The 13,207-nt window shown below is 70.4% G+C and carries 12 protein-coding genes; 7 read left to right on the top strand and 5 right to left on the bottom strand.

Going from position 1 to position 13,207, the window contains the following annotated elements:
- The first annotated feature begins 104 nt into the window (after nt 1–104).
- Together guaB and GV790_RS26005 are read left to right on the top strand one after the other, a co-directional pair.
- Nucleotides 105–1,715 carry an IMP dehydrogenase gene (gene guaB / locus GV790_RS26010; protein ID WP_375139427.1) on the top strand — a complete coding sequence of 537 codons (1,611 nt, stop codon included), beginning with the start codon at nt 105–107 and terminating at the stop codon, nt 1,713–1,715.
- A gap of 388 nt (nt 1,716–2,103) precedes the next feature.
- On the top strand, nt 2,104–3,264 hold the full coding sequence (locus GV790_RS26005; protein ID WP_036533472.1) for a GuaB3 family IMP dehydrogenase-related protein: 1,161 nt from the start codon (nt 2,104–2,106) through the stop codon (nt 3,262–3,264).
- A gap of 6 nt (nt 3,265–3,270) precedes the next feature.
- On the opposite strand, the gene GV790_RS26000 is transcribed toward GV790_RS26005, so the two are convergent.
- Nucleotides 3,271–4,077, bottom strand: coding sequence for an alpha/beta fold hydrolase (locus GV790_RS26000; RefSeq protein ID WP_163816980.1), 807 nt, complete (start codon nt 4,075–4,077; stop codon nt 3,271–3,273).
- Between the two features lie 98 nt (nt 4,078–4,175).
- Here GV790_RS26000 and guaA point away from each other — a divergent pair, with 98 nt between their 5' ends.
- Nucleotides 4,176–5,750 carry a glutamine-hydrolyzing GMP synthase gene (gene guaA / locus GV790_RS25995; RefSeq protein ID WP_163816978.1) on the top strand — a complete coding sequence of 525 codons (1,575 nt, stop codon included), beginning with the start codon at nt 4,176–4,178 and terminating at the stop codon, nt 5,748–5,750.
- Between the two features lies 1 nt (nt 5,751).
- On the opposite strand, the gene GV790_RS25990 is transcribed toward guaA, so the two are convergent.
- From GV790_RS25990 to GV790_RS25980, 3 genes are all read right to left on the bottom strand, one after another.
- The gene (locus tag GV790_RS25990) at nt 5,752–5,907 is read right to left on the bottom strand and encodes a hypothetical protein (protein WP_163816976.1); all 156 of its coding nucleotides are present in this window, start codon (nt 5,905–5,907) and stop codon (nt 5,752–5,754) included.
- 124 nt (nt 5,908–6,031) lie between these two features.
- Nucleotides 6,032–6,238: a hypothetical protein gene (locus tag GV790_RS25985; RefSeq protein ID WP_163816974.1), complete on the bottom strand. Its 207-nt coding sequence runs from the start codon at nt 6,236–6,238 to the stop codon at nt 6,032–6,034.
- Complete coding sequence (locus GV790_RS25980; protein ID WP_163816972.1) at nt 6,231–7,796, bottom strand: PspC domain-containing protein; 1,566 nt, start codon at nt 7,794–7,796, stop codon at nt 6,231–6,233. The genes GV790_RS25985 and GV790_RS25980 overlap by 8 nt, the downstream gene beginning before the upstream one ends.
- Before the next feature lie 139 nt (nt 7,797–7,935).
- Here GV790_RS25980 and GV790_RS25975 point away from each other — a divergent pair, with 139 nt between their 5' ends.
- Together GV790_RS25975 and GV790_RS25970 are read left to right on the top strand one after the other, a co-directional pair.
- Entirely contained in the window at nt 7,936–9,330 is a 1,395-nt protein-coding gene (locus tag GV790_RS25975; RefSeq protein ID WP_256673530.1) for a PspC domain-containing protein, read from the top strand.
- A 99-nt stretch (nt 9,331–9,429) separates the two neighbouring features.
- Nucleotides 9,430–10,065 (top strand): response regulator, encoded by a 636-nt coding sequence (locus GV790_RS25970; RefSeq protein WP_138456382.1) that lies wholly within the window; start codon nt 9,430–9,432, stop codon nt 10,063–10,065.
- Between the two features lie 9 nt (nt 10,066–10,074).
- On the opposite strand, the gene GV790_RS25965 is transcribed toward GV790_RS25970, so the two are convergent.
- Complete coding sequence (locus tag GV790_RS25965) at nt 10,075–11,202, bottom strand: serine/threonine-protein kinase (RefSeq protein WP_163816970.1); 1,128 nt, start codon at nt 11,200–11,202, stop codon at nt 10,075–10,077.
- Between the two features lie 354 nt (nt 11,203–11,556).
- On the opposite strand from GV790_RS25965, the gene GV790_RS25960 reads away from it, so the two are divergent.
- Nucleotides 11,557–12,309: a hypothetical protein gene (locus GV790_RS25960; protein ID WP_163816968.1), complete on the top strand. Its 753-nt coding sequence runs from the start codon at nt 11,557–11,559 to the stop codon at nt 12,307–12,309.
- A gap of 103 nt (nt 12,310–12,412) precedes the next feature.
- Nucleotides 12,413–13,207, top strand: a 795-nt coding sequence (locus GV790_RS25955) for a DNA polymerase Y family protein (RefSeq protein WP_163816966.1), incomplete at its 3' end; no start/stop codon positions are given.

Below are 13,207 nucleotides of genomic sequence, written 5' to 3'. Positions count from 1 at the left end.
CCGGCGGCCTCACTCGAGGCGTGTTCCACCGGACAGATACCATAGGTGAAACCCGCCGACGTGTACCCGACACCCGTCGGTGTCAGATCCGCACAGTCCATCCCATGAAACAGTCCGCAGGCCGGTCCGGCCCTCGCGGCACTGTCGACGTCCAGGAGGGGTCGATCCGAATGAGTAATCCCGTACCGGGCGAACGAAGCGCTGTCCGCCCTCATACGGGTGGTGACGATCCGAACAAGATCGCCATGCTCGGCCTCACGTTCGACGATGTGCTGCTGCTGCCCGCGGCCTCGGATCTCATTCCCAGTTCGGTCGAGACTTCGAGCCAGCTGACCAGGGAGATCCGGCTGCGTACCCCGCTGTGTAGTTCGGCGATGGATACCGTCACCGAGGCCAGGATGGCCATCGCCATGGCGCGAGCGGGCGGTATGGGCGTGCTGCACCGCAATCTGTCGGTGGCCGATCAGGCGAGCCAGGTGGAGACGGTCAAGCGCTCCGAGGCGGGCATGGTGACCGATCCGGTGACCTGCCGCCCCACCGACACCCTGGCCGAGGTCGACGCGATGTGCGCGCGGTTCCGCATCTCCGGCCTGCCCGTGGTGGACGAGACCGGCGCGCTGGTCGGCATCATCACCAACCGCGATATGCGCTTCGAGGTCGACCAGGATCGCCGGGTCGCCGATGTGATGACCAAGGCGCCGCTGATCACCGCCCAAGAGGGGGTGACGGCGGAGGCCGCGCTCGGCCTGCTGCGCAGGCACAAGATCGAGAAGCTGCCGATCGTGGACGGTGAGGGCAGGCTGCGCGGCCTGATCACCGTCAAGGACTTCGTCAAGACCGATCAGTACCCGAACGCCACCAAGGACCGCGACGGCCGCCTGCTGGTCGGCGCCGCGGTCGGTGTCGGTGACGACGCCTGGTCGCGCGCGATGACGCTGGCCGACGCGGGCGTCGATGTGCTGGTGGTCGATACCGCGCACGGCCATCAGGCGCAGGTGCTGCAGATGGTCACCAAGGTCAAGGCCGAGGTCGGCGACCGCATCCAGGTGGTCGGCGGCAATATCGCCACTCGCGCCGGCGCGCAGGCGCTGGTCGAGGCGGGCGCGGACGCGGTGAAGGTGGGTGTCGGGCCGGGCTCGATCTGCACCACTCGCGTGGTCGCCGGTGTCGGTGCCCCGCAGATCACTGCCATTCTGGAGGCGGTCGCGGCGTGCAAGCCGGCCGGTGTTCCGGTCATCGCCGACGGCGGCATCCAGTTCTCCGGCGATATCGCCAAGGCCATCGCCGCGGGCGCGTCCACGGTGATGCTCGGTTCGCTGCTCGCCGGTACCGCCGAATCGCCCGGTGAGCTGATCCTGGTCGGCGGCAAGCAGTTCAAGAGCTACCGCGGCATGGGTTCGCTGGGCGCCATGCAGGGCCGCGGGCAGGCCAAGTCCTTCTCCAAGGACCGCTACTTCCAGGACGACGTGCTCGCCGAGGACAAGCTGGTCCCCGAGGGCATCGAGGGCCGGGTGCCCTTCCGCGGCCCGGTCAACCAGGTCATCCACCAGCTCGTCGGCGGCCTGCGCGCGGCCATGGGCTACACCGGTTCGCAGTCCGTCGCGGAGTTGCAGGAAGCCCAGTTCGTGCAGATCACCGCGGCCGGGCTGAAGGAAAGCCACCCGCACGACATCACCATGACGGTGGAGGCACCGAACTACACCGGCCGCGGCTGACCCGAGCCGGCCGTGCCCGCGGCACGACCGGTGCGGCTTGGGCGGCCCCGGAGTTGGCATCCGATTCGTCCGGGTCGCTCCGGCATGCCAGCAGTCGTGGAACCAGCCACGGTGGGTATCGTTCGTAGACGGTGACGGCACGCTGTGTCCAGATCCACTACAAACAGAATCCTGGCCGTGGCCTGCCCACGGACGCGAGCTTGCGATGCAAAGTGCCGCAAGTCCAGACAACGGAGGGGCGACCTCGAGGAGCCCCGTTCGCGGCCCGTCTCGTGTTTACGCGGCCGCTGCGCACGCCGAAGGCAAGTAGCGGTCGCGCAAACACGAGACACCGGGGGCCGCGAACACGCGGCGCCGGAGGCGCCGCAATTAGATACAGGAGCGAGCAGTGCGCGACATGGTCGAGATCGGGATGGGCCGGACGGCCCGCCGTACCTACGAGCTGGACGATATCGATATCGTTCCCTCGCGCCGCACCCGCTCGGCCAAGCAGGTGTCGCTGGCCTGGCAGCTGGATGCCTACCGGTTCGAGATCCCGTTCCTGACCCACCCGACCGATGCCCTGGTCTCGCCGGAGTTCGCGATCGAGCTCGGCCGGCTCGGTGGCCTCGGCGTCATCAATGGTGAGGGACTGTGGGCGCGGCACGCGGATGTGTCGGCCAAGATCGAGCAGTTGCTCGATCTGGTCGCCAAGGGTGGCTACGACCGGGCGATCTCGTTCTTGCAGGAGCTGCATGCCGCGCCGATGCAGCCCGATCTACTGGCGGCGGCGGTCGCGCAGGTGCGGGCCGCAGGCGTGACGACGGCGGTGCGGGTGAGTCCGCAGAACGCGCAGTCGCTGACGCCGGCGCTGGTGCAGGCCGGCATCGACCTGCTGGTGGTGCACGGCACGATCATCTCCGCCGAGCACGTCGGCGACGGCGAGCCACTGAACCTGAAGACCTTCATCGCCGAGCTGGATGTGCCGGTGGTGGCCGGCGGGGTGAGCGATCATCGCACCGCGCTGCATCTGATGCGCACCGGCGCGGCAGGCGTCATCGTCGGTTACGGCTCCTACCCGGGCGCGACCACCACCGGTGAGGTGCTGGGTATCGGGGTGCCGATGGCGACGGCGATCGCCGATGCCGCCGCGGCGCGCCGCGACTACCTGGACGAGACCGGCGGCCGCTATGTGCATGTGATCGCCGACGGCGATATCGCGGCCTCGGGTCAGCTGGCGAAGGCCATCGCCTGCGGCGCGGACGCGGCGATGATCGGGGTGCCGCTGGCCGCGGCCGCCGAGGCGCCGGGGCGCGGCTGGTACTGGCCGTCGGCGGCGGCGCATCCCTCGGTCCCGCGCGGTTCGCTGCTGCATGTGGACGATCCGTGGGAGCTGGGTGGCGACGGCGAGGATTCGGTGCGGCCGAGCCTGGAGCGGGTGCTGTTCGGGCCGTCGGATGATCCGTTCGGTTCGCTCAACCTCGTGGGCGGGCTGCGCCGTTCGATGGCGAAGGCCGGGTACTCGGATCTGAAGGAGTTCCAGAAGGTCGGGCTCAGCGTCCGCGCCTGATGGTGTTCAGCGGCCGCGACCGGCGGAACTGACGGCGCGGCCGCGCAGGAACTGCCGGATCGCGTGATTGACCGGGTCCGGATGGGTCATCGTCACCGCCAGCCGCGCGCCGTCGATTTCCACGAACGTCGATCCCGGAATCGATTCGGCGAGCAGTTTGCCGCGCTCGCGGGCGATGCCGCTGTGGCTGGCGTGCACGACCAGGGCCGGGCAGCTGATCTCGGACAGCCGGTCCAGCACCGAATCGCGGCCGAGCAGGCAGCCCGCGGCGACTTCGATGCGGTGGCGGTCGTGGGCGAGCCAGCGTTCGGTCCACACCGAGCGATGCCGGTCGTGGTCGCCGATGAGCCAGTGCGCGAGGCGTTGCACGGCGCGCGGACGGGAGCCGTCGTCGTACCACTCGGCCAGGAAACGCTGTGTGGCCGTCGACTGCTCGGGCGTGGGCCCGTGTGCTTCGGTGCTGATCAGGATCAGTCCCGCGACCCGTTCGGGCGCGATGAGCGCGGTGCGCAGGGCGGTGAACCCGCCTTGGGCCGTGCCGCCGACCACGGCGCGTTCGGCACCGAGATGGTCGAGCACGGTCAGCGCGTCCCGCGCGGCGGTCCAGTAGGTGAACGGCAGGCCCTGGTCTCTGGTGTGGCCGTGTCCGCGCGCATCCCAGGTGACGATGCGGAACTCCGGGGCCAGCGCGTCCATCTGCGCGGCGAACATGGTGCGGTCCATGAAGAATTCGTGTGCCAATAGCACCAGCGGACCGTTGCCGCCGGTGTCCTCGTAGTGGATGTCGGCATCGATCGCGCGGGCGAATGGCACGACGTCGAGGATAGTCAGCCGTACCGGGGTGCGTCGGGCGATTCGGCGCCGTGCGGGCTGCGGTCGGGGCGGAGAAGACCGAGCTCTAGACTGTTCGGGTGGCAGATTCGCAGAGACCCGTCCTCGTCGTCGACTTCGGTGCGCAGTACGCGCAGCTGATCGCCCGTCGAGTCCGCGAGGCGAGTGTCTACTCCGAGGTGGTCCCGCACACCGCCTCGGTCGAGGAGATCGCCGAACGGCAGCCGCTGGCCGTCATCCTGTCCGGCGGGCCGTCCAGCGTCTACGCCGAGGGCGCGCCGCAGCTGGACGCGCGGCTGTTCGACCTCGAGGTGCCGGTATTCGGCATCTGCTACGGCTTCCAGGCGATGGCGCAGGCCCTCGGCGGCACCGTCGCCCACACGGGCACCCGCGAATACGGCCGCACCGAACTCAATATCGATGGTGGTGTGCTGCACGGCGGCCTGCCCACCATCCAGCCGGTGTGGATGAGCCACGGTGACGCCGTCACCGACGCGCCCGCCGGTTTCGAGGTCACCGGTACCACCGCCGGTGCGCCGGTGGCCGCGTTCGAACATCCGGCCCGTCGGCTGGCCGGTGTGCAGTACCACCCCGAGGTGCTGCATTCCCCGCACGGCCAGCAGGTGCTCAGCCGCTTCCTGCACGAGATCGCGGGCATCCCGGCCACCTGGACCCCGGCCAATATCGCCGAATCGCTGATCGAGCGGGTGCGTGAGCAGGTCGGCGACGGGCACGCCATCTGCGCGCTGTCCGGCGGCGTGGACAGCGCGGTCGCGGGTGCGCTGGTGCAGCGCGCCATCGGCGACAAGCTGACCTGTGTGTTCGTCGACCACGGCCTGCTGCGCTCGGGTGAGCGTGAGCAGGTGCAGCAGGATTTCGTCGCCGCGACCGGCGCCCGGCTGGTGACCGTCGACGCGGTCGATCAGTTCCTCGGTGAGCTGAAGGGCGTCACCGATCCGGAGGAGAAGCGCAAGATCATCGGCCGGGAGTTCATCCGGTCCTTCGAGGACGCGGTCTCCGAGGTCGTCGGCGAGCAGGCCGGCAGCGATGGTGCCACCCCGAAGGTCGAGTTCCTGGTGCAGGGCACGCTGTACCCGGATGTCGTGGAGTCCGGCGGCGGTGCGGGCACCGCCAACATCAAGTCCCATCACAATGTCGGCGGACTGCCGGAAGACCTGGAATTCGAGCTGGTCGAGCCGCTGCGGCTGCTGTTCAAGGACGAGGTCCGCGCGGTCGGGCGCGAGCTCGGCCTGCCCGAGGAGATCATTTCCCGGCAGCCGTTCCCCGGCCCGGGCCTGGCCATCCGCATCGTCGGCGAGGTCACCGAGGATCGGCTGGACACGCTGCGCCAGGCCGACGCCATCGCCAGGGAAGAGCTCACCGCGGCCGGGCTGGACCGGCAGATCTGGCAGTGCCCGGTGGTGCTGCTCGCCGATGTCCGCAGCGTCGGCGTGCAGGGCGACGGCCGCACCTACGGTCATCCGATCGTGCTGCGCCCGGTGTCCAGCGAGGACGCCATGACCGCGGACTGGACCCGCTTGCCCTACGACGTGCTCGAGCGCATCTCCACCCGGATCACCAACGAGGTGGCCGAGGTCAATCGCGTGGTGCTCGACGTCACGAGCAAGCCGCCGGGCACCATCGAATGGGAATGATTCAGCCGACCCGGTAGGGCCAGGCGCGGCCGAGGATGATGCGGCCCAGCGGAACACCCGCCGCCGGAGCGGCGGGAGCGGGCTCGGCCGCAGGCTCTTCGGACGTCAGCCGCGGATGATCGCGCTGTTCGGGACGGTCGGAACTGTGCTGCGACATCGGATCTCCTGTCGGTCGAGTCGGGTTGCCGCGGAGGGCTTCTCGAGCCGACCGCGGCGGGTGGATCCGGGTGTTCGACGCGAACGGCCCGCCGGGGGCGGCGGGCGGTTCGTATTCGGTTGTGCTATCGACGTTTACGTGGGGACAGCACGAGCAGCAGCCCGACGACGATGGCCGTCACCACGATGATCCAGCCGATCGAGACGACCCCTGTCGCCGGCCACGACACCGGGCCGAGCAGGGCCCAGACGCTCAATGCCAGCGCCAGCAGGCCGACGATCAGCAGCGAGAACGACGGCCCGTGACGGGTTTCGGTGTGGTTGTCAGCCACGGCGCACCTCCGCACTTCCCGCTCGGACATCAATGGTGAGATCGAGCACCGGTGCGTCACCGCCGGGCCCGATCAGACCTTCGGGGCATTGGGCCTCGCCCATCCGCACCGTGCAGTCGGCGCGGACGTTCATATTCTCGGGCACGAGCACGATCGCCTCGCCCATCCGCACCGACACGTCGACGGTGCGGTTCTCGGTGAGGACCAGCCGGCGCAGATCCAGCGTGCCCGACCCCATCGTGACGCCGTAGCCCGGCTTCAGGTCCGTGGTCGCCGCCGGAGTCCAGACCTGCTCGCCCATGGTGGCGCCGTCGAAATCGATCGGCCCGATCATCGAGGCCAGTACAACGAACCCGGCCAGCGGCGCGGTCACCACCAGCAATCCGTAGCCGCGGCGCAGGAACGCACCGAGGATCAGGCCGAGACCGATCACGCCGAGTGCGACCGCGGCGATCCGGCCCGGCGTCATCCACTCCACTCCGGACGCGGCCGCCGCACCCGCGCCCGCCGCGGCGAGTATCGCCAGACCGAGCACCACCGGTGTCAGCCGGGAGCGCGGCTTCTTCGGCTCCGGTGCGACCACCGTGCGCACGGGCGACGGTTCGGGCAGATCCCAGGCCAGCGGTGCCACACCGAGCGGATCCCAGGAGGGCGGGGTCACCCCTGCGGTGCGCAGGGCACTCGGCGCCGGTTGCGTGGCCTTGGTGAGCTGGGGTTTCGCCGGTTCGGCCGGCCCGGTAGCGGCGAGGCCGGTGGAACCTGGCTCGTCATCCGGCGGCGCGCCGGCGTCCGGTGCAGGGCTCGGCGACGAGGCCGCGGTGGCCTCGCCGGTATGCAGGACGTCGGTGGTCTGGGTGCTCGCGAGGACCTCGGTGGGGCGATCGGTGTTCAGCACGTCGGTCCTGTTCTCCTCGGACCGCGCGGCTCGGGGCGCATCGGTGGCCTTGTCGAGCACCACCGGCTGATCCGGGACGTACTGATCCGGCAGTTTCGTATACGGCGTGTACGGGCCGTAGGTGGGTGTGGGGAACGGGGGAGCGCCGGTCCACAGCGGAGCGGTCTGTGGGAAGGCGGTGCCCGGATATCCGGTACCGGCGAGCCGGTCGTCGAATTCGGGAGCGGGCGGCTGTGGAGTGCGCAGATACAGCATCCACCAACCCGCCAGCATGAACGCCAGCCCGATCACCCCGGACCCGCCGAGTCCGACCCCGATCGGCCCGACCGCGCTCACCGCGATGGCGAGCGCGACGATCAACACGATGGTCTTGGTCTGCGACTGGGAGCTGTGCCCCTTGCCGACCAGCGACTCGGCCGCCGAGGTCTCGTCGCCTTCCGCGCTGCACAACAGCCATGCCAGCAGATACAGCACGATGCCTGCCCCGCCGAAGATCGTCGACACCACGAACGCCACCCGCACCAGCACCGGATCGACGTTGTAGCGCTGCCCGAACCCGGCGGCCACGCCCGCGATCGGCCCGCGCCGCGGCAACCGCACCGGCCGCGTCCGCCACATCTGCTGAAGCTGCTCACCGAAGCTCGTCTTCGTCATGGGATCCATGGTCTGCCCCGGCCTGCGTCCTGCGCATCGGGGTTCACCCTGAAAATCCTCCTGAACCGCACCGACGGAAATCGCTACCGCCGATCTCAGGGTGTTTCCCGATGGCTGGGTGTCGGCGATGCGTGCCAGTATCGGGAGTATGTATCCGTCTGTTCCGGCGTTCGACGCGCGTGGGTTCGATGCTGCTCGCGGGGTGGCCGAGCCAGGGGAGCAGGCGCGGGGGCGGTTGGTGCGGCGCACGGGTGGGCGGATCGTCGGCGGAGTGGCCGGCGGCATCGCCGACCATCTCGGGGTCGACGTGTTCAAGGTGCGGATGGCATTCGTGTTGCTGTCCGCGCTGGCGGGGGCGGGGATCGTCGCGTATGCGATGTTGTGGATCTTCACTCCTGGCGGCGCCGACGATGTGCGGCCGTCCGGGCAGGAGCGGCGCCAGGCCATCGGGCTCGCGCTGCTCGGGTTCGGGTTGTCGGTGGCGATGTCGGCGCTGTTCAGCGGGACCGCGGCGCGGATCATCGTCCCGCTGATCGCGGTGGCGGTCGGTGCGGCCCTGGTATGGCGCGAGTACGACGCGGACGGCCCGCGGTCGCTGCTCGGGCTGCCTGCCAAACCGACGATGGTGACCTGGTCACGCATCGTCGCGGGCATCACCCTGATCGTGGCCGGGCTGGCGGTGGTGGTGCTGGCCGGGATCGATATCGGTTCGCTCGGTTCGGCGCTGCTGGCCGTCGCGGTGACGCTGCTCGGGGCCGGGTTGCTGTCGGTGCCGCTGTGGCTGCGGATGATGCGGGCGTTGAACGCCGAACGCGCCGCCCGCATCCGCAATGAGGAACGCGAGGAGATCGCCTCCCACCTGCACGATTCGGTGTTGCAGACGCTCGCGCTGATCCAACGTCAGGCCGATGATCCGCACGAGGTGGTGCGGCTGGCGCGCAGCCAGGAACGCGAACTGCGCCGCTGGCTGTTCGAGGACGCCGCGCCCGCCCAGTCCAGCCTGGCCGCGGCGCTGCGCACCATTGCCGGTGAGGTGGAAGACCAGCACGGGGTGAAGGTGACGCCGGTGACCGTCGGCGACGTATCGATGGATATCGCCGACACCGGATCCGGCCTGCCAAAGGAACATTTCACCGCCGTGCTCGGCGCCGCCCGCGAGGCGCTGGTGAATGCCGCCAAACACGCGGACGTGCCCGTCATCGATCTGTTCGCCGAGACCGAACCCCACCAGGTGAGCGTGTTCGTGCGCGATCGCGGTGTCGGCTTCGACGTCGACGCGGTGCCGGCGGATCGTCAGGGGCTGGCCAAGTCCATCCGTGGCCGGGTGGAGCGGCGCGGCGGGCAGGTGGAGATCGTGTCCACGCCCGGGCGCGGCACCGAGGTGCGGATCATCATGCCGCGCACCGATTCCGGGAGCGAGACCGGGACCGAGGAGGACGCCACCGCAGGCGCCGGAACTCGCTCCGAGGAGGACACCGAAGTGGTTGCCGAGCAGCCGCTGACCCGGCCGAGCGGGTCCGCGGTGCGCGCCGAGCAGCGCTGACCGTCGTCTCCGGTGTGGTACCGATGGAACTGTCGCGGGCGACCGCGACACAGTGGTGACGGCGGATAGGGCTGTCCGGTGAAGGAGAAGTAGGTGGCGGTGAAGGTCTTTCTCGTCGACGATCACGCCGTGTTCCGTTCCGGGGTGCGGGCGGAGTTGAGCCGGGAAACCGATATGGAGGTGGTCGGTGAGGCCGGTGGGGTGGCCGAGGCCGTGGCCGGGATCAACAGCACCCGCCCCGATGTGGTGCTGTTGGACGTGCACATGCCCGACGGTGGCGGTGTCGCGGTGCTGTCCGGAATCGATGACGGCCCGGTGTGCCTGGCGCTGAGTGTGTCGGATGCCGCGGAGGACGTCATCGCGGTGATCCGGGCGGGTGCGCGCGGCTACGTCACCAAGACCATCTCCGGCGCCGAACTGGCCGACGGCATCCGCCGGGTCGCGGGCGGCGACGCGGTGTTCAGCCCCAGGCTGGCCGGTTTCGTCCTCGACTCGTTCACCGGGAAATCCCCGGCGCCGGAACCGCCGCTGGATCCGGAACTGGATTCGCTGACCCCGCGCGAGTTGGAGGTGCTGCGCCTGCTCGCGCGCGGCTACACCTACCGCGAAATCGCCGAAACCCTGTTCATCTCGGTGAAAACGGTGGAGACCCATGCCTCCAACGTGCTGCGCAAAACCCAGCAGTCCAACCGCAACGCGCTGACCCGCTGGGCGCACCGCAGGCGGATCGATTAGGGCCTGCGATTACAGCAGCGCGACGATGACGGCGATGATGATCACCAATCCGATCAGCATGCCGATCGCGATGGCCAGCGGCGCGTTGCTCGGCTGCGGCAACTTCTTGGCGCCCAGCTGCGGCTGAGCGGGCGCGACCGGCGCCTGTGCGGGCTGGGTGCGGCGCGGCAGCGGGGTCGACAGCGGGCTGCGCAGCCCCGACGCCGAATTGCGGGCCGCCCAGGCGGGGATGGTGCCGTCCTCGGTGCGCACCGGTGCGCCGATGATGTAGGGCGCGGTGCCGGGACCGAAAGCGGCGGTGAGGATTTCGTCCCTGGCCTCGGCCATGGTCGGGCGACGCTGCGGCGCCGGTTCCATCATGTGCAGCAGCGCCTGGGTGAGCACACCGCTGCGGCTGGGCGGAATGATCTGCGCCATGGCCGCGCGCTCGACGATGGCGTCGCTGTCGTCGTCGAAGCCGAACGGCGGCTGGCCCTCGATGGCGGTGTAGAGGGTGGCGCCGAGGGAGAACACATCGCTGGCCTCGGTCGGCCTGGCACCGCGGGCCACTTCCGGCGGCAGGTAGGCGGGGGTACCGGTGATGACGCCATCGGGTTCGTCGGCGGACTCTCCCGAACCGCGCGAGATGCCGAAGTCGCTGAGCTTGGCCATCCCCACGCCTGGCCCGCGATCGGCGACGAGGATATTGCCCGGTTTGATGTCGCGGTGCACGATGCCGACGGCATGTGCGGCGGCCAGCGCGTCGGCGACCTGCGCGCCGATCTGCGCGACCTCGATCACCGGCAGCGCGTCGAACAGCCCGAGCGCCTTGGCCACGCTGCGCGAGGGTAGGTGCTCCATCACCAGCCAGGGCTCACCGGCCTCGAGCACCACGTCGTAGACCGCGATGGCATGTTCGTGGGAGAGCTTGGCCGCGACCCGGCCCTCGTGGATGATCTGCTCGCGGATCCGGTTCGCCTCGTCCTCGTCGAGCCCGGCGGTGGACAGCACCTGCTTGATGGCGACGTCGCGGTTCAGCAGCCGGTCGGTCGCGAGCCAGACCGCGCCCATGCCGCCGCCGCCGAGTTTCGATTGCAGGCGGTAGCGGCCGGCCACCAGATAGTCCGGGCCGACGATGGGACGGGGACGATCGATCATGGTGCGAGACTAGCCGAATTCCGTGGTAGCTGGCCGGATTCGGACCGGGAGTTCGCCGTCGTGACGGTGGTCACGGCGGCCGCCGCGCGAGGGGCCGCGGCGCGCGCTTGACGGATCTCAGGGGCGGGTTTCTACTGGGAGTCATTCGAACGTATATTCGAGACAGATCGATAGCTGGATCGGTGCTGAACCGTCGAGGAGTCGGGGTTTCTTCGACGGACAGGCGCCGCGAGGTGCGCGTGTGGTGACCATCGCCGGGCCGGGCGGAGCCGGATCGGCCGAGCTCGGACGGTGCGTCGGGCAGGTTCCGGTGCCGTCGGCCGGAGCAGGAGTCCCCGTAGAGGTAGGTGAGTGATGGGTTCGGATTCGCGGGAACCGGGGCGTGCGACGGCGCAGGAGCTGGCGGAGCTGCGGCGCAAGATCGCGGCGGTACCTGGCCGCGGCGAATCCGCAGCCGCCCGATTGCCCACTTCGGAGGGGGTGCGCAGGCAAACGCTGCCCGTACCGTCGGCGCTGGCCGAGCTCCTGCCCGACGGTGGTCTGGTCAAGGGGTCGGTGGTGGCGTACGCGGGTGCGGGATCGCTGCTGGCGGGCCTGCTGGCCGCGGTCACCGCCGACGGCGGGCATGCGGCGGTGGTCGGCATGCCGAAGCTCGGCTTGCTCGCGGCGGCGGAGATGGGGGCGCAGCTGGGCCGGATCGCCGTCGTCGCCGATCCGGGCCAGGATGCGCTGGAGGTGGCCGCGGTGTTGCTCGACGGGCTCGATCTGGTCCTACTCGATCTCGGCGGCGCTGCCGTCGCCCCGGCAAGGGCCAGGGTGATCGCCGCGCGGGCCAGGAACAAGGGCGCCGTCCTGGTCGTCACCGGCGGCCGCTGGCCCGCCCCGTCGCTGCGGCTCGGCACCCGGGTGGCCGGTTATACCGGGCTCGGCCTCGGCCGCGGCAGGCTCGATTCGATCTCCCTGGAGGTCGAGGTGGCGGGTCGGGCGTCGACGCCGCGCACCGGCCGAATCACGCTGCGCCGGCGCGCGGGACGCATGGAATGGACGAGCAGCGAAACCCACGCGACCGCAAGTGAACCCAGCGATGTGCGGGACGCCGCCTCATGAAGGCCGCCGACCGGGCCGGGTGGATCCTGCGCGGATGGTCGCCGCGCAGGACCGCGGCAGCGGAGTCGATGAAAGAGCACGCGGCCAGGGACGGTGATCCACCATGACCCGACCGGTCCGGGTCCTCGCGGTGTGGTGCCCGGATTGGCCCGCGGTCGCGGCGGCGGCACTGGGGAAGGTGCCCGCCAGCCGGCCGGTCGCGGTGTTGTCGGCCAACAAGGTGGTGGCGTGTTCGGCGACCGCACGGGCCGACGGGGTGCGGCGCGGGCTGCGCCGCCGGGAGGCGCAGGCCCGCTGCCCCGAGCTCTATATCGCCAAGGCGGATCCGGATCGGGACGCACGGTTGTTCGAGCCGGTGGTGGCCGCGGTCGACGCCGCGGTCCCCGGTGTGGAAGTGCTGCGGCCGGGGCTGCTGGTCCTCGGGGTGCGCGGCGCGGCCCGGTTCTTCGGCTCCGAGGAAGCCGCGGCCGAACGGCTCGTCGACGTGGTGGCCGCGGCAGGAGCCGAGGCCCAGATCGGGATCGCCGATGAAGTGTCCACGGCGGTGCTCGCGGCGCGTCGCGACACCATCGTGGCGCCAGGAGCGGGGGCGGATTTCCTGGCACCGTTGCCGATCGGTGAGCTGGCCGTCGAACCGGCGCTGGCCGCGCCCGAACGGGTCGAGCTGGTGGATCTGCTGCATCGGCTCGGGTTGCGGCGCGTCGGCGATTTCGCCGCGCTCACTCCGGCCCAGGTCGGCTCCCGGTTCGGCGCCGACGCGATCGCGGCGCACCGCTGCGCTCGCGCCCTGCCCGAACGTCCGCCGTCCGCGCGCACCCCGCCGCGCGATCTGACGGTGGAGTTGTCGTGCGATCCGCCGATCGACCGGGTCGACGCCGCCGCCTTCGCCGGGCGCATG

Origin of the sequence: Nocardia cyriacigeorgica (genome assembly GCF_010858045.1) — a bacterium.
GTDB classification, from domain to species: domain Bacteria; phylum Actinomycetota; class Actinomycetes; order Mycobacteriales; family Mycobacteriaceae; genus Nocardia; species Nocardia cyriacigeorgica_E.
The sequence above is the reverse complement of the archived record's forward strand: the minus strand, read 5'-3'. Positions and strand labels throughout refer to the sequence as shown.

Bases quoted from the DNA above. Each gene is read 5' to 3' on its own strand.
- GV790_RS25980 (WP_163816972.1), bottom strand. From the start codon at position 7,796: ATGGATCCCATGACGAAGACGAGCTTCGGTGAGCAGCTTCAGCAGATG.
- GV790_RS25975 (WP_256673530.1), top strand. From the start codon at position 7,936: ATGTATCCGTCTGTTCCGGCGTTCGACGCGCGTGGGTTCGATGCTGCT.
- GV790_RS25960 (WP_163816968.1), top strand. From the start codon at position 11,557: ATGGGTTCGGATTCGCGGGAACCGGGGCGTGCGACGGCGCAGGAGCTG.
- guaB (WP_375139427.1), top strand. From the start codon at position 105: ATGAAACAGTCCGCAGGCCGGTCCGGCCCTCGCGGCACTGTCGACGTC.
- GV790_RS25965 (WP_163816970.1), bottom strand. From the start codon at position 11,202: ATGATCGATCGTCCCCGTCCCATCGTCGGCCCGGACTATCTGGTGGCC.
- GV790_RS25990 (WP_163816976.1), bottom strand. From the start codon at position 5,907: ATGTCGCAGCACAGTTCCGACCGTCCCGAACAGCGCGATCATCCGCGG.